The following is a 21,145-nucleotide window of genomic DNA, read 5'->3' as shown; positions in this document are numbered from 1 at the left end:
CGGGCCGATTTGGGAACCCGGGGGAGCACGGAGAAACCGGGATTCGGTGCTAGATTGCGGATCAATTCAGCCATCAGTGTGGAGGAACATTCCCATGAGACTGCTGACGCGACTGCTGATCGAGATCGCCGCGGCGGCCCTGCTCGTCGTCTGCATCGGGACCCTCAGTGCCGCGTTTGCCGCCGGCAAGCCCGGTCGCAGCGCCGATGGCCTCAGCTGCGGCTTCATGGTCCCGCACAGTGCCTCGCCCGCGGCCCGCTGCGCCGCCATCAAGCGCCAATGCGGCGGCAAGTTCTATGCGAATGCGTGCGGCGACAGGCTGATGTCCGCGGCGAATTGAGAGACCGTCCGATATTCTGCGAATTCAAGCCGCCTTCGCCTGCACTGCATCGCAAAACTCGGCGAGACGATCTGCAAGTCGCAGCGTTGCCGGGCTCGCATCGGGCGAGGCCATCAGTGCGACCTCGGTCTTGTTGATCGGCGCAAAACCATCTTTCGCCGTCAGCACGCGGTGGTCGGACTGGATCGACATCTCCGACAAGATGCTGAGGCCCATGCCGGCGGCGACCGCGGCCTGGATTCCGGAGAGGCTCGACGAGGAATAGGCCATGTGCCAGGCGCGGCCGACGCTTTCCAGCGCGTGGATGGCGCCGGCACGGTAGAGGCAGCCGGTCGGAAAGCCGATCAGCGGCACGGACGCGGCGTGAACATCGACAGGATGGCTCTTGCTGGTGACCCAGTGCACCCGCTCCGGCCACACCGCGATGGCGCCCTTCTCGCCGGCCGCACGCTTGAACAGCGCAAGGTCGAGCTCGCCGCGTTCGAGATCGCGCGCCAGATGCTTGCTCTGGTCTGCGCGCACGTCGAGCCGCAGGCCCGGATGCGAGCGCGCGAACGCGCCCAGTAATTTGGTCAGCCGGTACGCCGCGAAATCCTCGGGGATGCCGAGCCGGATCGCGCCTTCGCCATCCGGCTGGCGCAGCACGTCGCGCGCCTCCTCGGCGAGCGAGAGCAAGCGCCGCGCATAGGAGAGCAGCCGCTCGCCGGCCTCGGTCGGACGTACATTCTTGCCGTCGCGGTGCAGCAGCACCTGGCCGATATCGTCCTCCAGCCGCTTGATCTGCTGGCTGACGGTCGACTGCGTGCGATGGACGCGCGCGCCGGCGCGGGTGAAACCGCCGGCCTCGACCACCGAGACGAAGCTGCGCAGCAGCTCGAGATCGAGCATGGCCGCCTCCATTCGAAATTCCACTGACATGGAGTTAATCATTTAATTTCCAAATGACAAGCGGGCTCCCTAGATCGAGGCTCAGGAGAATGCCCCCATGTCGCTCGCCCCCTCGATTTCGGCCCCCCGCACCCGCTTCAACACCCTTCCGCTCGCCATCGGCCTGTTCTGCCTGCTCTGGAGCTACGCCTTCGTCGCCGGCAAGATCGGGGTCACCCATTGCCCGCCGTTGATCCTGCTCGCCGCGCGCTTCTCGCTCGCCGGCATTTTGATCCTGGGCGCCACGCTGATCCGCGGCGACAGCTGGTCGTTAACCTGGCGCGATGCGGCGATCTTCGCCGTGCTTGGGATTGCCAACAACGCGCTCTATCTCGGCCTCGGCTACACCGGCCTGCAATCGGTCTCCGCCGGCCTCGGCGGCCTGATCGTCTCGGCCAATCCGGTCTTCACCGCCGCGCTCGCGACCCTGCTGCTCGGCGAGAGCATGACCTGGCGCAAGGCCGGCGGCCTGCTGCTCGGCATCACCGGCGTGACCTTGATCGTCTGGCATCGCCTGTCGGTCGGCACGGATTCCCTGCACGGCATCGTCTTCACGCTGGCTTCGCTCGCTTCGCTGGTCGCGGGCACCATCCTGTTCAAGCTGCTCGCGCCGAAGGGCTCCTTGTGGATCGGCAATGGCGTGCAGAACCTCGCGGCCGGCCTCGCACTTTCGCCGATCGCGTTCAGTTTCGCCGACGTGCACGCGATCGACTATACGCCGGGCCTGATCGGCGCCTTTGCGTTCCTCGTGCTGGGCGGCTCGATCCTCGCCTACTGGCTCTGGTTCCATCTCCTGAAAGTGTGCGGCGCGACCGCCGCCAGCGCCTATCATTTCCTGATGCCGCCGCTCGGCATGCTGTTCGCGTATCTCGTCCTTGGTGAGCACGTCGAGGCCCGTGATTTGCTGGGCATCATCCCGGTCGCGCTCGGCATCTACCTGGTGACGCGCCCTGCAAAGCCTGTCTCGTAAGAGGAGAGTTCTCTCGTGCCCATTTCCATCACCCTGATAGGCGGCCCGACCGCGCTGATCGAGATCGACGGCTTCCGCCTGCTCACCGACCCGACCTTCGATGCGCCCGGCGCCTACCAGCTGCCGCATGTGACGCTGGAGAAAACCATCGGTCCCGCGTTGAAAGCCGATTCGATCGGCCCGGTCGATGCCGTGCTGCTCAGCCATGACCAGCATTCGGACAATCTCGATCATTCGGGCCGCGACTATCTCCATAAGGTCAAGCGCGTGCTGACGACGGAGGCGGGCGCGAAGCGCCTCGGCGGCCATGTCGAGGGCCTAGCGCCCTGGAGCACGACGCATCTGAAGGATAGCGACGGCAACACCCTGACCATCACCGCGACGCCGGCGCGCCATGGCCCGGCTGGCATCGAGCCGCTGTCGGGCGACGTCATCGGCTTCGTGGTGGCGTCCAGCCGGAAGGACACCAGCACGGTCTATATCAGCGGGGACACCACCTGGTTCGACGGCGTCGCCGAAGTCGCGCGCCGCTTCAAATGCGGCGTGGTGCTGCCCTTCGCCGGCGCCGCGCAGACGCGTGGGCCGTTCCACCTCACCATGGACACCAACGACACCATCGAAACGGCGCGCGCCTTCCCCGATGCGACGATCGTGCCCGTGCATACCGAAGGCTGGGCGCATTTCCGCCAGAACAGCGAGGATCTGCGCAAGACGTTCGACGTGCTCGGTTTCGGAACGCGGCTGCGGCTGCTGGAGCCGGGCGTGCCGACGGTGATCCAGGCGCCGTGAGCCTCACTGTCATGCCCCGGCTTGACCTGGCTTGACCGGGGCATCCAGTACGCCGCAGCGGCCGTTGCGAGAGCGAGCTCCCTAACGCCGGCCTCTGGAATACTGGATCGCCCGGTCAAGCCGGGCGACGACGAGCGGAGAGAGTGGCGCGCGCCGCAATGACGGCAACTAATCCTTCCGGAACACGATCGACGCCATCCATCCCGTCATCAGCGCCATCGCGGCGGTGACGAGGCCATAGATCAGCCCGTTGTGCCTGGCGGTGGTGGCGACGAATTGCTCGAAGCCGACCTTGACGATCTCGAACGCGGTCTCGGTCTTGCTGATGAACGCGCCGTTCGCGAACAGCTTGATCTCGACCTCGTAGGTGCCGATCGGCACCTCCGCCGGCAGCGGAATGCCGGTGCGGAACAGGGTCGGCGTCAGGAACGTGACCGCGCTCGGATCCTCGCGATAGAGCCCGCGCTGGGTACGCAGGCGGATGAAGGCCGAGCGGAACGCGTCGTTCGGCACCACGTCGGCATAATCGCCGCCGACTCGCTGCGTCAGCAGCACGTTGTTCAGCCCGATCTGCTGCCGCCGCGCGATCTCGGGCGAGGTGATCGCGTCGAAGGAGCGGTTGGCGAACAGCGCCAGATAGCTCGGCACCTGCAGGAACTGCCGGTAGTCGGTGTTGATCCAGATGCCGAAGGTGCGCTCCTTGCGCCGCGTCACCATGTCGGCGCGCGGGCCCATCACGGTGACGACGAGGTCATAGGCTGTGCGATCGGCGGGTGTCGTCGCGTCCTTCTCCGCCGAGCCGAACAGCACCAGCTCCTCGCCGGAATAGTTCGGTGTCACCGTGACGCGGTGGTTGGACACCGACACGATCAGACGCTCGGCGCGCGCGGCGGAGCCGAGCAGCAGGACGAGCAGGAGTGCGAGAGCTGCGCGCATCATCCGCTCACTCCCAGCTCGCGGATGGTGAAGAGATCCTCAGGCCGGATCACCAGCTCGATCGCGAAGCGGACGCCGACCGAGAGAATCAGGAGGCCGAGCAGCAGCCGCAGCTGCTCGCCGCGGATCTTCTGCCCGGCGCGGGCGCCGAACTGCGCGCCGGTGACGCCGCCGACCATCAGGATCAGCGCCAGCACGGCATCGACGAGGTGATTGGTCACCGCGTGCAGCATGGTCGCGAACAGCATCGTCACGAGCGTCAGCACCATCGAGGTCCCGATCACCGTCGAGGTCGGCACCCTCAACAGATAGATCATGATCGGCACCAGGATGAAGCCGCCGCCGATGCCCATGATGGCGCCGATGAAGCCGATCATGATGCCGACGATTACCACGGGGATGACCGAGAGATAGATCTTCGAGCGCTTGAAGCGCATCTTCAGCGGCAGGCCGTGGATCCAGTTGTGCGTGCGTCGTGGCGGCAGCGCGCCGCGCCGGGTCCGCATCAGTGCGCGCAGCCCTTCCGAGAACATCAGGCTGCCGACGGTGCCGAGCAGCACCACGTAGGAGAGCGCGATCATCAGATCGAGCTGGCCGAGCGCGCGCAGCTGCGTGAAGGTCCACACGCCGAGCGCCGTGCCGGTCACGCCGCCGCAGAGCAGGACGCTCGCCAGCGCCGGATCGATCGCACGCCGCCGCCAATAAGACAGCGCGCCGGAAAAGGAGGAGGCCGCGATATGGCTCGTGACCGAGGCGACCGCGACCGCCGGCGTGATGCCGATGAAGATCAGCAGCGGCGTCATCAGGAAGCCGCCGCCGATTCCGAACATCCCCGAGACGAAGCCGACCGCGGCGCCCATGGCGAGCACCAGGAAGACGTTGACGGGAAGATCGGCGATCGGAAGATAGAGCTGCATCGAAGGACCATACGCCGGCGAGACGGATCGATTGTCGCGGAATGCTCGCGGGAAGGTCGGAACGATTGCCGCGCCCCTCAATAGCGGAATTCGGAGCCGGGAGGGACCCGGAATTTCGGGCGTGGTAATTGTTGACGAGGGTCGTGAACGAGGCCCCGATCGTTGCGATAACGCGAGATGCGCTCCCTCCCCCGCTTGCGGGGGAGGGTTGGGGAGAGGGTGTCTCCTCTCGCGAGACCCCCCGAGAGGCGAGAGCCCTCACCCGCGTCGCTTCGCTCCGCGACCTCTCCCGCAAGCTGGAGAGGTGCACCGCGCGCGCGGCTCGTTCTGTCTGTCTAAAGCAATTCGCCTTTAATGCGCCGCCGAGGCCGAGCGCTTGGTTGCGACTTGCTTCGGCGCCGGCTTTGCATTCGCCTGCGGCGCGCTGTCCCAGCCGCCGGCGGGCGCCGTGACGTTGACGGCGTCGTCGGGCTGCGGCTCGGCGCTGAAGGTCTGGATCGCGAGCTTGGCGGCCGCGAGCGATTGCGGGTCGAGACGCTTGGCGACGTCGTCGCGCTTGCCGGAGGCGTCCGCGTCACCCTGGGCAGCCGCGAGGCTGAACCATTTGTAGGACTCGGCGAGGTTCTGTTCGACGCCGATGCCGCGGGCATAGAGGATGCCGAGGTTGAACTGGCTGTCGGCTACGCCGCGATCGGCGGCCTTGCGGAACCATTGCGCCGCGCTCTTGTAGTTGGCGCCGCGTCCGCCGCCGTCGGCATCGAGCACCGCGAGATTGTGCATTGCCTTGGCGTTGCCGCGCTCGGCGGCCTGGGTGTAGTAGCGGCGGGCGATGTCGGCGTCCTTCTTCACGCCGAGGCCCTTCTCGTAGAGCGTGCCGAGGCGGAAGGTCGCCGGCACCACGCCGGCCTGCGCCGCGCGGTCGTACCATTTGGCAGCTTCGTCGTAATTCGTGGCAACACCCTTGCCTTCGGCAAAGCGCAAGCCGATCTCGTAGGCCGCGGTCGCATCGCCCTTCATCGCGGCGGTGCGCAGCATCGGGCCGCCGATGCCGTCAGGCAGCTTTTCGCTCGGCGGCACCTGGATCATGCCGAGCTTGGCGCGGCTCGTGCCGGACAGCGCGCCGGTGACGTCGCTGGAGGCAGGCGACGGAGCCGCGGCAGGTGCGGGAGGAATCTCGACCGAGGCCGAGTTGCCCGAATTGACGGCGGGAGCCGGCGCGGCGTTGTTCTGGGACTGCCGTCCAATCGGCGTCGGCGAGGTCATCGATGGTGTGACCTGCTCGGGCGTGGCGGGCTTGTTCTCGATCGCCGGCGGTGGCGGTGGGGCCTGCGGCGCCGGCTGGCTCAACGTATTGTCCATGGCCTGCGGCGCCGGCGGCGCGCTGCCTTCGAGCAGGTTCATCGCCATCTTGAAGGTGCCGAGCACGATCACGACCACGCTCGCGCCGACCAGCAGCGAGCGGATCTTCGAGGTGATGGTCGAGCTGCCGTCCTTGCCCTTGTCCTTGCCGCGATCGGCGCCGGCCTTCGCACCACCCTTGGCGCCGCGCGCCGGCTTTTCCGGCTGCGCGGCGGCGGCCTGGGCGGCGCGGCGGGCGGCTGCGATGAAGCTCGACGACGACACCGGCTCTTTCGGCGCGGCGGGAATGTCGCTGATCGCGCTCTCGGAGGCGGCGATGCGCTCCGACGGCGTAGCGAGGCGTCCACCCGGCCGTGTGCCCGGCTCGAGCGGATGATCCGGCGGCAATTCCGGCGCGAGCGCGGTGCGCGCGGGGACCGTGTGCGGCTCCAGGATCTCGCTGATCGCGCGCGGTGGCACCGGTGGCGCCGACGGAACCGGCGGCGGCGCGGCGGGGGTAGCGGCATGGAATTCACGCGGCGCGGCGGAGAAGGCGGCTTGGGCGAAGGCGCCGTGGGCCTGTTGCTGCGCGTGGGCCTGTTGCTGCGCGGCGGGGTTCGGTAGCTCCGGCTTCGGATCGTATTTCGGTTGCTGCTGGGCTTGCGGCCGCGGCTCACGCGCCATCGGCGGCGCGGGCTCCATGGGAGCGGCCATCGGCATGGGCATCGGCTGCGGCGCAGGGGCCGGCGGCGCGGTGCGCACCGCGCGCAGATCGCCCTCGATCATGGAGAGGCGATCGACGACATGGCCGAGCGCGCTATGGACGGCGTCGAGCGAGTCCTGGGTGCTGCGGTTGGTCTCGGCCTGGCTGAAGCGGATGTCGGACAGCTCGCGCTTGACCAGATCGACCACGCCGGAATCGGCCGGTGCTGCGGAGCTGCGGCTCTCGGCCAGCGCGGAATAGGTCGCCTGCTGCCGCTCGAGGTGACGCAGGATGTCGTGCAGCCCGTCCTCGACGCGGCTCAAATTGCCGTTGCGCGGATCGGCGGCGGCTTCGATCCGCTCCAGCAAATACGAGACGCGCTGTTCGAGATGCGCAAAGGTCGAGGCCGAATCGTTGCCGACCTGCATGCGGTCGAAGCGGTCCGACAGCGCGCGGATCGCGGATTCCAGGTGCTCGGTGCTCTCGGCCGGCTGGGGCCGCTCGCGCGTTTCCAGCGCCGCGGTGAGCGCCGCAATGCGCTGCTCCAGCACCGCGAAGCTGTCGCCCTGGCCGGAGGCGCGGGTGACCTGGTCGACCTTGGACGACAGCAGCTGCACGTCTTCGGACAGGCGTGCCAGCGCTTCGTTGGAGGCGACGTTGGAAACGATGCCGCGCAGCGCGGTGATCGCGCCTTCGAGCTGGCGCACCGTCGAGGGATCGTCATTGGCGCGCAGGATCAAGTCGAGCTTGGCGCCGAGATTGCGGATCGCCTCGTCATAGCCGGTGAGCTGCTCGGCCGGCGTCAGCGTGCGCAGCACCTGCTTGATGTCGGACAGCGCGTGCTCGATGCCCGACAGGACCTGGCCGTCGGTGCCGTTGGAACGCGTCTCGTCGATCCGGCGATGCAGCGAGCGGATCTCGTTCTCGATCGATTCGATCGCGCGCCGCGGCATCGCCTCGGTGATGGCGGCGCGGATCTCGGCAAGCTCGCTGCGGAAGGCGTTGATCGCCTGCTCGGTATTGTCGGGGCGCTGCAGCGACTCGATCTGGCTCGTGATCTTGAGCAGATGGCGCTCGAGCGCGGAAAAATCCGGCCCCGGCTGCGGTGGCGGCGGAGCATAGGCAGGCGCGGGTGGCGCCATCGGAGGTGCGTAAGGAGCGGCCCAGGGAGCAGCATTGGGCGCGATCGAGGGCGTGGCGCGCGGCGGCATTTGCCGCGGCGTGAAGCCGTCGAGCTCGCTCTGCCGCGCGGTGATCTCGGCGACGGCGACGTCGAACGAGGCGGGGCTGAGGGGCGGGGAGTTGCGATAGACCTGCGCCGCCGCGCGCTCGACCGCATCGGCCTGGCGCTGGCGCGTGTCGGCCGGCGCGGGACGCGGAGCCGAGGGCTGCTGCGGTTGAGGCTGCGGCCGGGAGATTTGCGACAGCCGCGCATCGAGACGCGAGATCGCATCGTTGAGCTGGCGCGCGACGCCCTGCTCGCGCGAGGCGTCTGGCCGCGAAGGGTCATGCCGCGACGAATCCTGTCGTGACGAATCTTGGCGCTGCGCGGGCTTGGAGATCCGCTCGATCTGCTGGGTGATCGCGTCGAGCCGCTGGTGGATGTCGGCGACTTCGCGGCTTTCCTGACTCGGTCCCCGGGTTTGAGCATGCGGGGCTTGCGGACGCTGGTCGTAAGGTTCGCGAAAGTTCGGGGGAGCAGTTTCGCCGAGGGTGGAGTTCAGCCAATCGTTGAGTGACATGCCGGCGCGACGCGCAGCAGCTTCGGCCCGCTCCCTGACGGATGGATCGATGCCGTCAACACTCCACGATACGCGCGAATTCATGACTCTGTCCGGTTCCGACTCCGGCGCCCCACCCGGCGCCTCCAGCCTCCCCTCGCGTGCCGGTTGCAAAGACAATCGGATTTGGCGCGGGTCGTCTGCCTCGAAAACCGACTTTTTCCTGTTACGGTAAATAACGGGTTAAGGAACGCGAGCCGGGTGTCTTAAAGTTGGGCGGCGGGAACTCTGGGGCACGCCGGAAGCGGCGTCATCGCATCCTTCGCGACCTGCCGCCGCCATATACTCCGCTGTCATCGCCCGCGAAGGCGGGCGATCCAGTACGCCGCGGCGGCTCGATTCCAGCCGCGCTGCCTCGGAGTACTGGATGCCCCGCTTTCGCGGAGCATGACACCGGTAAATGTGGTGACAGTCTCCTGTCGGGTCGGGCCACCCCTCAGCCCTTCCCCTCGCGCTTGCCATCCTCCAGCGGCACCACCGTGGCCTTGCCGGTCATCGCCGACAGCGCATCGAGCGCCTCTTCGCAGAAGTCGGCGACCATCTGTTCGTGGCGGGCCCCTAAGCGGAGCAGGAGCAGATTGCCGAGATCGAGCCGGCCCTCCGCCGTGCCCTCCGGAAAGCGCTTCTTCAGGATGCGCTCGTAATTGGCGTGGCGGTCGCGATGGTGCTCCAGCCGGGCCATCAGATCGGTGCGCAGCGGCTCGATGTCGATGCTGTCGAGCGCATGGAGGCGGACCAGCAGATCGTCCTTGGTGGAGGCTGGCGTGCTTGGTCGCGCGGCCCAGTGCCGCAGCGCTGTTCGCCCCTCCGGAGTGAGCGTATAAACCAGCTTGTTGGGCTTGCCCGATTGCACGACCTCGCGGCCCTGGATGTGGCCGCGGTCGCGCAGCTTGGAGAGCTCGCGGTAGATTTGCTGGTGGTCGGCCTTCCAGAAGAAGCCGATCGAGGAGTCGAACGTCTTGGCAAGCTCGTAGCCCGTCATGGGGCGTTCCGTCAGGCATGCGAGGATTGCGTCGCCCAGTGCCATGACCGGCCTCCTTCTTCGACCTCGACCAACCCGCTTGACTTTATGCGCATTGGCGCATATGCGTCAATGTGCATATGAGGCGCTGAAGATCCGACCCGAAAAACCCAGCGGAATCAATCAGCACGCTACTGTGCATGGGGTTGTTTTCGCGTTTTTTGCCAAGGCCTTTAGGGAGGCATCCTGGAATGACCGGCCTCGACTCCTGGTACGGCTACATGAAGTCCCAAGATCGGGCTCAAGCCCGCACCGCGCTTTGGGACTTGCTTCATCCCGACGCCGTCTTCGAAAGTCCCGTCGTGCATTCACCGCAGCGCGGGCGCGACATCACCTTCAAATACCTCTCCAGCGCCGAGAAGGTGCTCGGCGGTCCCGGCTTCACCTATGTCGGTGAGTGGACCAGCGAGCGCGGCGCCGTGCTCGAATTCAAGACCATGATCGACGGTATCGAGATCAACGGCGTCGACATCATCAGCTTCGATGCCGAGGGACGCATCACGCATTTCAAGGTGATGGTGCGTCCGCTCAAGGCGATCAACATGCTGCACCGCCTGATGGCGGAGCAGTTGGCCGCCCAATCATGACCCTGCCCTGAGGTTGCAGAACCCGCTAAGCTCGCGGGCAAGGCTGCGCCGCAAGGACCGTTCAGAGAATTCCACCACTTCAAGGCCCATTGCCGGGAGAACCCCATGCCGATCTACAAAGCCCCCGTCGAAGACGTGAACTTCCTGCTCAACGACGTCTTCCAGATCGACCGCTACGACAATCTCGCCGGCTTCTCCGATGCGTCGAGCGATGTGCGCGAAGCCATTCTGGGCGAAGCCGCCAAGCTCGCCGAAGAGGTGCTGCAACCGCTCAATCGTGTCGGCGATCTCGAAGGTTGCAAGCGTGCCGATGACGGCAGCGTCACCACGCCGAAGGGCTTCAAGGACGCGTTCAAGCAGGTTGCCGAAGGCGGCTGGCTTGGTCTGTCGGCGCCGACCGAGTTTGGCGGGCAGGGCCTGCCGGTGACGCTGAGCCAGGCGGTCAACGAATTCCAGATCTCCGCCAACATGGCGTTCTCGATGTATGGCGGCCTCACCATGGGCGCGACCGCGGCGCTGATCGTTCATGGTTCACCCGAGCAGAAGAAGACCTACGTGCCGAAGATGGTGGCGGGTGAATGGACCGGCACCATGAACCTGACCGAGCCGCATTGCGGCACCGATCTCGGCATGCTTCGCACCAGGGCGGTGCGCCAGGCCGACGGCAGCTTCAAGATCACGGGCACCAAGATCTTTATCTCGGCCGGCGAGCACGACCTTGCCGACAACATCATCCATCTCGTGCTCGCCCGCATCGAGGGCGCACCTGCCGGCATCAAGGGCGTGTCGCTGTTCGTGGTGCCCAAGTTCCTTGTGAATCCGGATGGCTCAGTCGGTGCCCGCAACGGCGTCGTCTGCGGCTCGATCGAGCACAAGATGGGCATCCACGGCAATTCCACCTGCGTGATGAACTACGACAGCGCCACCGGCTGGCTGATCGGCGAAGAGAACAAGGGCATGCAGGGCATGTTCGTGATGATGAACGAGGCGAGGCTCGGCGTCGCCGTGCAGGGCCTCGCGCAGTCCGAGGTCGCCTATCAGAACGCGGTCGCCTACGCCCGCGAGCGCATCCAGGGCCGCGCGCTCACCGGCGCCAAGGCGCCGGACAAGCAGGCCGATCCGATCATCGTGCATCCCGACGTGCGCCGCACGCTGCTCTCGATCCGCGCCTTCAACGAAGCCGCGCGCGCCTTCGTGATGTGGACTGCGCTGAAGAGCGACGTCGCCCATCGCTCGGAAGACCCGAAGGACCGCCAGGCCGCCGACGATCATATGGGCCTGATGACGCCGGTGCTGAAGGGCTTCCTCACCGATTACGGTTTTGCCAATGCGGTGCAGGCGCAGCAGATGTATGGCGGCCACGGCTACATCGCCGAGCAGGGCATGGAGCAGTTCGTGCGCGATGCGCGCATCGCCATGATCTATGAAGGCGCCAACGGCATCCAGGCGCTCGACCTCGTCGGTCGCAAGCTGCCGCGCGACGGCGGCCGCGCCATCATGGCCTTCTTCGGCGAGGTCATGGCCTTTGCCAAGGAGAGCGGCGGCGACGAGGCGCTAAAACCCTTCATCGCGCCGCTCTCGGCCTCGCTCGGCCATCTCCAGCAGGCCACGACCTGGCTGATGCAGAACGCGATGGCGAAGCCCGATAACGCCGGCGCCGCCGCAACCGATTACCTGCATCTCTTCGGCTTCGTCGCGCTCGGCTACATGTGGGCGAAGATGGCCAAGGTGACCAATGCCAAGATTGCCGAGAGCGGGGCGACGCCCTATCTCTCCACCAAGCTCGTCACCGGCCGCTTCTTCATGGAGCGGATGCTGCCGGAGACCGCCGCCAATCTCGCGCGCATCCAGGCCGGCTGCGCCACCATCATGGAATTGCCGGCGGAAGCGTTCTGAGCCTGCTTCCGCTGCCTGCTCCCAATCGTATTGAACATCACATCAGGAGGGCGTCATGCCTGAGGCATTCATCTACGACCACGTTCGCACCCCCCGCGGCCGCGGCAAGGCGGACGGTTCGCTGCACGAAGTCACGGCGCTGGCGCTCGCGACCGTGCCGTTGAAGGCGCTGAAGGACCGCAACAATCTGCCTGAGGATTCCGTCGACGACGTCATCCTCGGCGTGGTCGATCCGGTCGGTGAAGCCGGCTCCGACATCGCGCGCTTTGCGGCGCTGAAAGCCGGTCTCGGCGAAGCCGTGCCGGGCGTGCAGATCAGCCGCTTCTGCGCCTCCGGCCTCGATGCCGTGAACTTTGCCGCCGCGCAGGTGATGAGCGGCCAGCATGAGCTGGTGATCGGCGGCGGCGCCGAATCGATGAGCCGCGTCGGCATCGGCGCCTCCGGCGGCGCCTGGCCGATGGATCCCTCGATGGCAGTCCCCGCTTACTTCATGCCGCAGGGCGTCTCGGCTGATCTGATCGCCACCAAATACGGCTTCTCGCGCGACGACGTCGATGCCTACGCCGTGCAGAGCCAGCAGCGTGCGGCGAAGTCCTGGGAGGAAGGCCGCTTCGACAAGTCGATCGTCCCGGTGAAGGACATCAACGGCCTCACCATCCTGGCCAAGGACGAGCACATGCGTCCCTCGACGACGATGCAGTCGCTGGCGCAGCTGCAACCATCATTCACGATGATGGCGCAGATGGGCGGCTTCGACGGCGTCGCGGTGCAGTCGCACCCCGAGATCGAGCGGGTCAATTACGTGCACCACGCCGGCAATTCGTCGGGCATCGTCGACGGCGCCGGCGCCGTGCTGCTCGGCAGCAAGGAGGCCGGTAGCAAATACGGCCTGAAGCCGCGTGCAAAAATCCGCGCGTTCGCCAATATCGGCTCGGAGCCGGCGATGATGCTGACCGGTCCGGTCGACGTCACCGAAAAGCTGTTCGCGCGCTCCGGCATGAAGAAGTCGGACATTGACTTGTTCGAGCTCAACGAAGCCTTCGCCTCGGTCGTGCTGCGCTACATCCAGGCCTTCGACATCGACAACGCCAAGATCAACGTCAATGGCGGCGCCATCGCGCTCGGCCATCCGCTTGGTGCAACCGGTGCGATGATCCTCGGCACCGTGCTCGACGAGCTCGAGCGCACCAACAAGGCGACCGCCCTGGTCACGCTGTGCATCGGCGGCGGCATGGGCACCGCGACCATCATCGAGCGGGTGTAACTTCCTCCCCTCTCCCCTTGTGGGAGAGGGTGGCGCGAACACGCGGAGCGGGTTCGAGCCGGGTGAGAGGTCTGTCTCCGCGGATGCAGACCCCTCACCCCCTCGCTTCGCTCGGACCCTCTCCCACAAGGGGAGAGGGTAAGACGAGACCCCATCAACCGCCGCGCCTGAGATTGGCTGCGGCACCGAGGAGCAACCAACATGTCGTACAAGAATTTCAAGGTTGAGACCGACGCAGACGGCATCGCGCTCGTCACCTGGGACATCCCGGGCCGTTCGATGAACGTGCTCGACGAGACCTCGACCAACGAGCTCGACGCCATCGTCAAGGCGACCACTGCGGATGCCGCGGTGAAGGGCGTCGTCATCACCTCGGCCAAGGAAGCGTTCTGCGCCGGCGCCGACCTGTCGATGCTCGAGGGCATGAACCAGGCCTACGCCAAGGTCTTCAAGGAGCAGGGCGAGACCGCCGCGAACCAGATGCTGTTCGACCAGAGCCGACGCTTCTCGCTGGTGCTGCGCTCGATCGAAACATCAGGCAAGCCGTGGGCGGCCGCGATCAACGGGCTCGCGCTCGGCGGCGGTTTCGAAATCACGCTGTGCTGCCACTATCGCGTCGCCGCGGAGAATCCCAAGACCCGGCTCGGCCTGCCCGAGGTCAAGGTCGGCCTGTTCCCGGGCGCCGGCGGTACGCAGCGCGTGCCGCGCCTGGTGCCGCCGCAGGACGCGATGACGATCCTGCTCAAGGGCGATCCCGTCACGATCGACAAGGCCAAGGCGCTGAATTTGATTCACGCCATCGTGCCGGCTGCCGATCTCGTCAAGGCGGCAAAGGACTGGATTAAGGGCGGCGGCAAGGCGATCGCGCCCTGGGACGAGAAGGGTTTCAAGCTGCCCGGCGGCCCGGTGTTCTCCAAGGCCGGCATGATGATGTTCCCGGCCGGCAACGCGATCTATCGCCGCGAGACCTACGACAATTATCCGGCCGCGCGCGCCATCATGAGCTGCGTCTATGAAGGCCTGCAGTTGCCGATCGACGCCGCGCTTCGGGTCGAATCGCGTTACTTCACCTCGGTGCTGCGCTCGAAGGAAGCGGCGGCGATGATCCGCAGCCTGTTCCTGTCGATGCAGGAGCTCAACAAGGGCGCGCGCCGTCCGAAGGACGTGCCCGCAACCAAGGTGAAGAAGATCGCCGTGATCGGCGCAGGCTTCATGGGCGCCAGCGTCGGTTACGTCTCGGCCCGTGCCGGTCTCGACGTCGTCCTGATCGACCGCGACCAGGAGAGCGCCGACAAGGGCAAGGCGCATGCGCAGAAGGTGATCGAGGAGCAGATCAAAAAGGGCCGCGCCAAGCCCGGCGATGCTGAAGCCCTGCTCGCGCGCATCACGCCGACCGCCGACTATGCGGCGCTGAAGGATGTCGACCTGGTCATCGAGGCGGTGTTCGAGGATCGCAAGGTCAAGGCCGATACCTTCGCCAAGGCGCAGGAGCACATGAAGCCCGACGTGATCTTCGCGTCGAACACCTCGACGCTGCCGATCACCTCGCTGGCTGAATCGTTCAAGGATCAGGGCAAGTTCGTCGGCATCCACTTCTTCTCACCGGTCGAGAAGATGATGCTGGTCGAGATCATCAAGGGCAAGAACACCGGCGATCTCGCGCTCGCGACCGCGCTCGACTACGTCCGCCAGATCGGCAAGACGCCGATCGTCGTGAATGACTCCCGCGGCTTCTTCGCCAACCGCTGCGTCGGCCGCTACGTCGCCGAGGGCAACGAGATGTTCCTCGAGGGCGTGCCGCCGGCAATGATCGAGAACTGCGCCAAGATGGCCGGCATGCCGGTCGGCCCGCTCTCGCTCTCCGACGAAGTCGCGCTCGACCTCGGCCTCAAGATCATGAAGGCGACGGAGGCCGATCTCGGTCCCAACGCCATCAATCCCGACCAGAAGAAGCTGATGGTGGAAATGGTCGAGAAGCAGGGCCGGCTCGGCCGCAAGAACAGCAAGGGCTTCTACGACTATCCCGAGAAGGGCAAGGGCCAGAAGAGCCTGTGGCCGGGCCTGTCGGCGCTGCAGCCGAAGCAGCTCGACCCTGACACGCTCGATATCGAGGAGCTGAAGCAGCGCTTCCTGGTGGTGCAGGCGGTGGAAGCCGCGCGCACGGTCGAGGACCACGTCATCACCGATCCGCGCGAAGCGGATGTCGGCTCGATCCTCGGCTTCGGCTTCGCGCCGTTCACCGGCGGCACGCTGTCCTATATCGACTTCATGGGCACGAAGAAGTTCGTCGAGCTTTGCCACAAGCTGGAAGCGAAGTACGGCTCGCGCTTCACCCCGCCGAAACTGCTCGAGGAAATGGCGGCGAAGGGCGAGACCTTCTACGGCCGCTTCGCGCCGAAGAAGGCGGCGGCCTGACGAGCAGCCTGTAGCCCGGATGGAGCGTAGCGAAATCCGGGACCAGTTTTTCAACTTGCGAGAGCACCCCGGATTACGCTTGCGCTCCATCCGGGCTACGCAGAAACAGGAAAGGCCGGATCGTCGATCCGGCCTTTCTATTTGCAGTCGTCGAACGGTTAGAAAACGCCGCTGAAAACCCGTCCAGCCGCGCTCGCTCCGCCCTGGCACCGCTCTTGCTGACGATCCGTCGGATGGCTCGTCAGCATTGAAGGTGTCCCGCAATGATCCCCACGGTGTCTCAAGTCAGCGCAGCCGGCGTTGCCGTAAGATACGCCCCCCTCTTGCGGCTGGGGCAGCCGTGTCCGCGGCGCAGGCTCTTCCGGCGGCGCAGAAAGCTCCCCTCCTGGGTCGGCCTGGCGCTACTCGTTCTCTTCATCGACATGGCGATGGCCGTGCTTGCCTGGGTCGCCGTCGACGTCGTCCTGCATTGAGAGCTCGCCTCTGTGCACAAAGTGCGTCGCCGCCAAATAGGCGATTTGGCCGGCAATCAGGCAGCCGACGACGATGGGAATGCCCGTCCAAAATCCGAAGCCCGAGGTCTGAAGGACCGTTGCGACGAGGATCGCGGTCGCTGGCGAGACCAGCAACAGACTCCAGACTCGGAAGAAGAGTCCCGCCGCCAAGCCGGTGATCGTGCTCGCAAGCAAGAGGAGGAGTACGGTTGTCACGAGAGCTTCCCAGTTCAGGCCGCATCGCGGTACATGGCTGAAATTGAGCCAACTGGATTGCTCTCACAACGATGGTGATCTCTGCCGCACACACAAGGCGGAGTTATTGTTAACTCCGACAATGCTCGTAAAATTGATGCCCGGGACATCGCGAACGTCCGGGCTTCCGCAACCGCTTGAAGCAAAAGAGCCGGATCATCGATCCGGCTCTTCGTCGTCCCGACTGTCGTGCGCGGGTCTTACTTCGCCTGCGCGAGGCCTTCCTTCTTCAGCGCTTCCTGCACCTGCGGCCGCGCCCCGACGCGGGCCTTGTAGGCGGCAAGGTTCGGCATCGCCGAGAGGTCGAACTTCATCCGGTCGCCCCAGGTCAGCATCGTGAACAGATATCCGTCGGCGACCGTGAACTGCTTGCCCATGAGGTAGTCGCGGCCGGCGAGCTGGCTGTCGATGTATTTCAGCTTGCCCATGACGCGATCTTTGAAGAAAGCCTTGGCCTCGTCGTTCAGGGCCGGCGCGAACAGCGGGCCGAAGCTCTTGTGCACCTCCGAGGTGAGGAAATTCAGCCACTCCAGCAGCTTGTAGCGCTCGGAACTGCCGTGGGCGGGCGCCAGCGCCTTGCTTGATGCCTGATCGGCGATCATCTGGACAATCACCGGGCCTTCGGTCACGATCTCACCGCTGTCGAGGCCCAGCGCAGGGACCTGGCCCTTGGGGTTCAGCTTCAGATAATCCTCACCATTTTCGAGCTTCTTGGCCCGGATATCGACCTTGACCAGCTCGTAGGGCAGGCCGGCTTCCAGGAGCGCGATGTGGGGGGACAGCGAGCAGGCACCGGGCGAATAGTACAGTTTCATGGAATTTCCTCCTCTTGACGCTTGGTTCGGCGGAAAGAACGACTACATGCAGCTGCTTGTAACAGTCAATATTGATGCAGCTGCATCAAATGGGGTAAGAGACGGGCGACGAGCTTGAGCGGGACCATGAAACGCAAACCATCGACCGAGGCGACTTCCGCCTGGATCCGCCTGATGCGGGTGCAGAGCCGCGTGCTCGATTGCGTCGAGCAGGATCTGAAGAAGGCCGGCTTCCCGCCGCTGGCATGGTATGACGCGCTGCTCGAATTGTCGCGAGCTCCCTCGGGCGAACTAAGGCCAGTGGAACTCGAACGGCAGATGCTGATCCCGCAATATTCAACCTCGCGCCTGATCGACCGCCTGGTCGACGAGGGCCTCGCCTCGCGGCGCGAATGCAAGATCGACAAGCGCGGCCAGTTCGTCGAGATCACGGAAGCCGGCCGCGAGTTGCAGAAGCGGATGTGGAGCGCATATTCGGCTGCGATCGAGAAATATGTCGGCTCGAAATTGTCCGATGCCGATGCCGTCAAGCTCAGCGGTCTGCTCGACCGCCTGGGCTGCTCGTGCGGCGAGATGAAACTGCCGCCCGTCGCCAACGTCAACGAAACCTCGCCGTCGCGATGATCGCGCGGCACACCAGCTCGTCCGTGCACCCGGTGGGTTCGCGGACCATCCCGTCACCCGCGCGCGTTCGATCGAAGCGCCTTTTGATTAGAGTTTGATATGGCGCGAGACCAGATCGATATGACGCCGCTGCAGTCGCGCGACGAGCTCGTTTCGTGGTTCGAGGAAGGCTGCAAGGACCCGTCCGAATTCCGCATGGGCACCGAGCACGAGAAGACGCCGTTCACGCTCGAGGGCCACCGTCCGGTGCCTTACGAGGGCGCGCGCGGCATCGGTGCGTTGCTCGAAGGCATGAAGCTCCTGCTCGGCTGGGAGCCGATCATGGAGAAGGGCAACATCATCGGCCTCTACGACGTCACCGGCGGCGGTGCGATCTCGCTCGAGCCCGGCGGACAGTTCGAGCTCTCCGGCGCGCCGGTCGAGAACGTGCACCAGACCCAGAGCGAGCTGATGGCGCATCTTGCACAGGTGCGCGAGATCGCAACGCCGCTCGGCATCGGCTTCCTCGGTCTCGGCATGACGCCGTCCTGGTCGCGCGCCGATATCCCGGTGATGCCCAAGGGCCGCTACAAGATCATGACCAACTACATGCCGAAGGTCGGCCAATACGGCCTCGACATGATGTACCGGACCTGCACCGTGCAGACCAATCTCGACTTCTCCTCCGAAGCCGACATGGTCAAGAAGCTGCGCGTCTCGCTCGCGCTGCAGCCGGTCGCGACCGCCTTGTTTGCCAATTCGCCGTTCACCGAAGGCAAGCCGAACGGCTTCCTCTCCTTCCGCTCCGAGATCTGGCGCGACACCGACAATGCGCGTTCCGGCATGATGCCGTGGGCGTTCGAGGACGGCATGGGGTTCGAGCGCTATGTCGACTACGCGCTCGACGTGCCCATGTATTTCGTCAAGCGCGGCGAGGAGTACATCGACGTGTCGGGCTCCTCGTTCCGCGCGTTCTTCGACGGCCGCAACAACAACCTTCCCGGCGAGCGTCCGACCCTGTCGGACTGGGCCAACCATCTCTCGACGATCTTCCCGGAAGTGCGGCTCAAGCGCTATCTCGAGATGCGCGGCTCCGACGGCGGCCCGTGGGGCCGGTTGCCGGCACTGCCGGCGTTCTGGGTCGGGCTGCTTTATGACGACGTCGCGCTCGATGCGGCCTGGGAGATCGTCAAGCACTGGAGCGCGCCCGAGCGTCAGGCCCTGCGCGACGACGTGACGCGCTTCGGCTTCAAGGCGCGGATCAAGAACCGTTATCTGTTCGAGATCGCCAAGGAATGCCTGGTTCTGGCGCATGCCGGCCTGCGCCGGCGCGGCCGGATCGACCAGCTCGGCCGCGACGAAACGCGGCACCTTGAGCCGCTCGACCGCATCATCGATTCCGGCCGGACGCCGGCCGAGGAAATGTTGGACAAGTTCAACGGTCCCTGGAAGGGCTCGGTGGAACCGGCCTACGCGGAATACGCGTTCTAGGACGGTCAGGGATTCAGCCGTTCATCGCCCATACAGGTTTGCGGCGATCAAATGACCGGCTGAAAAAACCTGAACGTCGTCAATAACTCGAAAGCTGTTCTGATGGGGAAGGGCCGCCTGTCCGGCGCCGTCATGGCAAAGGTCTTGGCAAAAGTCCTGGCAAGCGCCGTGGCATGCGCCGCGCTGCTTTCGCTCGCATGCGTGAGCGTGCCGGCGCGCGCCCAGACTGCGTTCGACCGGCCCGGCGGCGACTATTTCAGCACGCCGGTCGCCTCGGGCGATCCCGAGGATTGCGCGCTGCTGTGCGAGCGCGACCGCCGCTGCCGCTCGTGGAGCTTCAGCTATCCCGACGTCGAAGGCGGCGCGGCGGTGTGCTGGCTGAAGAACACCGTGCCGGCGCGGGTGCCGGGTAGTTGCTGCATCTCGGGTGTGCGCGGCGCCGGCGTGATCGAGCCGCGGGTCGAGGGCGTGGAGACGTCGATCGACCGCCCCGGTGGTGATCTGCGCAATTTCGAGCTGAAGGACGGCGAGGGCGAAGAGGCCTGCAAGGCCGCCTGCACCGCCGATAACAAATGCCGCGCCTTCACCTATGCCCGCCCCGGTTACACCGGACGCGAGGCGCGCTGCTTCCTGAAAAAGGAAATCAAGCCGCCGCGAAGGAAGGCGGGATTCACGTCGGGCGTGGTGCGGTAGGCAAGGTGCCGTAGGGTGGGCAAAGGCGCCCTTGCGCCGTGCCCACGATCTCTGAGATACGGCGCAGGCGCGTGGGCACGCTCCGCTTTGCCCACCCTACGGCATCTTACTCTGCCACGATCACCGTGAGCTCCGGCCACAGCGGCCTTCACCGCGTAATTCGCCGCGGAAAAATTCGGTCCCGGATTGGCCGCGCGATCAGCAGCTCTCACCGCAATCATTGCGAGCGTAGGTGCCGTAGGGTGGGCAAAGGCGCCCTTGCGCCGTGCCCACGATCTCTGAGATGCGGCGACAGGCGCGTGGGCACGCTTCGCTTTGCCCACCCTACGGCATCTCACTCTGCCACGATCACCGTGAGCTCGGGCCACAGCGCCTTCCATCGCGCGGCTTTCACTACGTAGTTCGCAACGGAAAAATTCGGACCCGGATTGGGCCGCGCGATCAGCCCTGCGACATCGTCGAACCCGTGCGGCGCGTAGACCTCGTAGCCATCGTCTGTGCGCCTGACCCCGACTTGCGTGTTCTGCGTGAGGAAGCGGTCGATGCCTTCCCTCGAGCTTCTCAGGGGCGGATAGGGCAGGCCGTGCTTGTCGGGATACCACAGATGAACACGCGCCTGGTTGCGGATCTCGACCTTGGCGCCGAGATGGCCGAGCCGCGCATGCAGCTTGCGGATGACCGAATCCTCCGCTTCCCACGATGTATCAGGATCAAAATAGAACGCGTCGTAGTCGGCGATGCCGTGATCGATGGCGCGGCCGGTGAGCACGTTCCATACAGTCTGCACCAGGCATCCCGAGACCAGCCATGCATCCGGCAGATCGAGCCGCGCCAGCTCGTCGATGATGGTGACGTTGACGGTATTTCTCAGCGCGAGCGCGAGGAATTCGTCACGGTTCATCGCGCGATG

The 21,145-nt window shown here is 65.6% G+C and carries 18 protein-coding genes; 10 read left to right on the top strand and 8 right to left on the bottom strand.

Features of this window, described 5'->3' with window-relative positions; genetic code table 11:
• The first annotated feature begins 94 nt into the window (after nucleotides 1-94).
• Nucleotides 95-340, top strand: a complete 246-nt coding sequence (locus tag GGD67_RS08020) for a hypothetical protein (protein WP_179732000.1) — start codon at nucleotides 95-97, stop codon at nucleotides 338-340.
• 24 nt (nucleotides 341-364) lie between these two features.
• Here GGD67_RS08020 and GGD67_RS08015 read toward each other — a convergent pair whose 3' ends face one another.
• On the bottom strand, nucleotides 365-1,228 hold the full coding sequence (locus GGD67_RS08015; RefSeq protein ID WP_179731998.1) for a LysR family transcriptional regulator: 864 nt from the start codon (nucleotides 1,226-1,228) through the stop codon (nucleotides 365-367).
• Between the two features lie 97 nt (nucleotides 1,229-1,325).
• Between GGD67_RS08015 and GGD67_RS08010 the strand changes: the two genes are divergently transcribed.
• Together GGD67_RS08010 and GGD67_RS08005 are read left to right on the top strand one after the other, a co-directional pair.
• A complete protein-coding gene (locus tag GGD67_RS08010; protein ID WP_018316373.1) occupies nucleotides 1,326-2,237 on the top strand; it encodes a DMT family transporter in 912 nt (303 codons plus the stop codon).
• A 15-nt stretch (nucleotides 2,238-2,252) separates the two neighbouring features.
• Nucleotides 2,253-3,026 (top strand): MBL fold metallo-hydrolase, encoded by a 774-nt coding sequence (locus tag GGD67_RS08005; RefSeq protein WP_179731996.1) that lies wholly within the window; start codon nucleotides 2,253-2,255, stop codon nucleotides 3,024-3,026.
• A 168-nt stretch (nucleotides 3,027-3,194) separates the two neighbouring features.
• Here GGD67_RS08005 and GGD67_RS08000 read toward each other — a convergent pair whose 3' ends face one another.
• The 4 genes from GGD67_RS08000 to GGD67_RS07985 all read right to left on the bottom strand — a co-directional run bounded on the left by GGD67_RS08000 (nucleotide 3,195) and on the right by GGD67_RS07985 (nucleotide 9,728).
• A complete protein-coding gene (locus tag GGD67_RS08000; RefSeq protein WP_179731994.1) occupies nucleotides 3,195-3,965 on the bottom strand; it encodes a TIGR02186 family protein in 771 nt (256 codons plus the stop codon).
• Nucleotides 3,962-4,879 carry a sulfite exporter TauE/SafE family protein gene (locus GGD67_RS07995; protein WP_179731992.1) on the bottom strand — a complete coding sequence of 306 codons (918 nt, stop codon included), beginning with the start codon at nucleotides 4,877-4,879 and terminating at the stop codon, nucleotides 3,962-3,964. The genes GGD67_RS08000 and GGD67_RS07995 overlap by 4 nt, the downstream gene beginning before the upstream one ends.
• 351 nt (nucleotides 4,880-5,230) lie before the next feature.
• Nucleotides 5,231-8,746, bottom strand: coding sequence for a tetratricopeptide repeat protein (locus tag GGD67_RS07990; protein ID WP_179731990.1), 3,516 nt, complete (start codon nucleotides 8,744-8,746; stop codon nucleotides 5,231-5,233).
• Nucleotides 8,747-9,137: 391 nt separating this feature from the next.
• Complete coding sequence (locus GGD67_RS07985; RefSeq protein WP_092255855.1) at nucleotides 9,138-9,728, bottom strand: PadR family transcriptional regulator; 591 nt, start codon at nucleotides 9,726-9,728, stop codon at nucleotides 9,138-9,140.
• A 185-nt stretch (nucleotides 9,729-9,913) separates the two neighbouring features.
• Here GGD67_RS07985 and GGD67_RS07980 point away from each other — a divergent pair, with 185 nt between their 5' ends.
• From GGD67_RS07980 to GGD67_RS07965, 4 genes are all read left to right on the top strand, one after another.
• Entirely contained in the window at nucleotides 9,914-10,309 is a 396-nt protein-coding gene (locus GGD67_RS07980; protein ID WP_026201656.1) for a hypothetical protein, read from the top strand.
• A gap of 105 nt (nucleotides 10,310-10,414) precedes the next feature.
• Nucleotides 10,415-12,205 carry an acyl-CoA dehydrogenase C-terminal domain-containing protein gene (locus tag GGD67_RS07975; protein WP_179731988.1) on the top strand — a complete coding sequence of 597 codons (1,791 nt, stop codon included), beginning with the start codon at nucleotides 10,415-10,417 and terminating at the stop codon, nucleotides 12,203-12,205.
• Between the two features lie 55 nt (nucleotides 12,206-12,260).
• Nucleotides 12,261-13,469 (top strand): acetyl-CoA C-acetyltransferase, encoded by a 1,209-nt coding sequence (locus tag GGD67_RS07970; protein ID WP_018316367.1) that lies wholly within the window; start codon nucleotides 12,261-12,263, stop codon nucleotides 13,467-13,469.
• Between the two features lie 201 nt (nucleotides 13,470-13,670).
• Complete coding sequence (locus GGD67_RS07965) at nucleotides 13,671-15,884, top strand: FAD-dependent oxidoreductase (RefSeq protein WP_179731986.1); 2,214 nt, start codon at nucleotides 13,671-13,673, stop codon at nucleotides 15,882-15,884.
• A 401-nt stretch (nucleotides 15,885-16,285) separates the two neighbouring features.
• On the opposite strand, the gene GGD67_RS07960 is transcribed toward GGD67_RS07965, so the two are convergent.
• Together GGD67_RS07960 and gstA are read right to left on the bottom strand one after the other, a co-directional pair.
• Nucleotides 16,286-16,594, bottom strand: a complete 309-nt coding sequence (locus GGD67_RS07960; protein ID WP_179731984.1) for a hypothetical protein — start codon at nucleotides 16,592-16,594, stop codon at nucleotides 16,286-16,288.
• 239 nt (nucleotides 16,595-16,833) lie between these two features.
• The gene (gene gstA, locus GGD67_RS07955; RefSeq protein ID WP_179731982.1) at nucleotides 16,834-17,448 is read right to left on the bottom strand and encodes a glutathione transferase GstA; all 615 of its coding nucleotides are present in this window, start codon (nucleotides 17,446-17,448) and stop codon (nucleotides 16,834-16,836) included.
• Nucleotides 17,449-17,574: 126 nt separating this feature from the next.
• Here gstA and GGD67_RS07950 point away from each other — a divergent pair, with 126 nt between their 5' ends.
• The 3 genes from GGD67_RS07950 (at nucleotide 17,575) to GGD67_RS07940 (ending at nucleotide 20,235) form a co-directional block, all read left to right on the top strand.
• Nucleotides 17,575-18,072, top strand: coding sequence for a MarR family winged helix-turn-helix transcriptional regulator (locus GGD67_RS07950; protein WP_018316363.1), 498 nt, complete (start codon nucleotides 17,575-17,577; stop codon nucleotides 18,070-18,072).
• Between the two features lie 99 nt (nucleotides 18,073-18,171).
• Nucleotides 18,172-19,542 (top strand): glutamate--cysteine ligase, encoded by a 1,371-nt coding sequence (locus GGD67_RS07945; RefSeq protein WP_028139831.1) that lies wholly within the window; start codon nucleotides 18,172-18,174, stop codon nucleotides 19,540-19,542.
• Nucleotides 19,543-19,644: 102 nt separating this feature from the next.
• Nucleotides 19,645-20,235: a PAN domain-containing protein gene (locus GGD67_RS07940; protein WP_018316361.1), complete on the top strand. Its 591-nt coding sequence runs from the start codon at nucleotides 19,645-19,647 to the stop codon at nucleotides 20,233-20,235.
• Between the two features lie 334 nt (nucleotides 20,236-20,569).
• Here GGD67_RS07940 and GGD67_RS07935 read toward each other — a convergent pair whose 3' ends face one another.
• On the bottom strand, nucleotides 20,570-21,136 hold the full coding sequence (locus tag GGD67_RS07935; protein ID WP_179731980.1) for a nucleotidyltransferase family protein: 567 nt from the start codon (nucleotides 21,134-21,136) through the stop codon (nucleotides 20,570-20,572).
• Nucleotides 21,137-21,145: the final 9 nt, after the last annotated feature.

The sequence above is a fragment of the Bradyrhizobium sp. IAR9 genome, assembly GCF_013408065.1.
Taxonomy (GTDB): Bacteria; Pseudomonadota; Alphaproteobacteria; order Rhizobiales; family Xanthobacteraceae; genus Bradyrhizobium.
The sequence above is the reverse complement of the archived record's forward strand: the minus strand, read 5'-3'. Positions and strand labels throughout refer to the sequence as shown.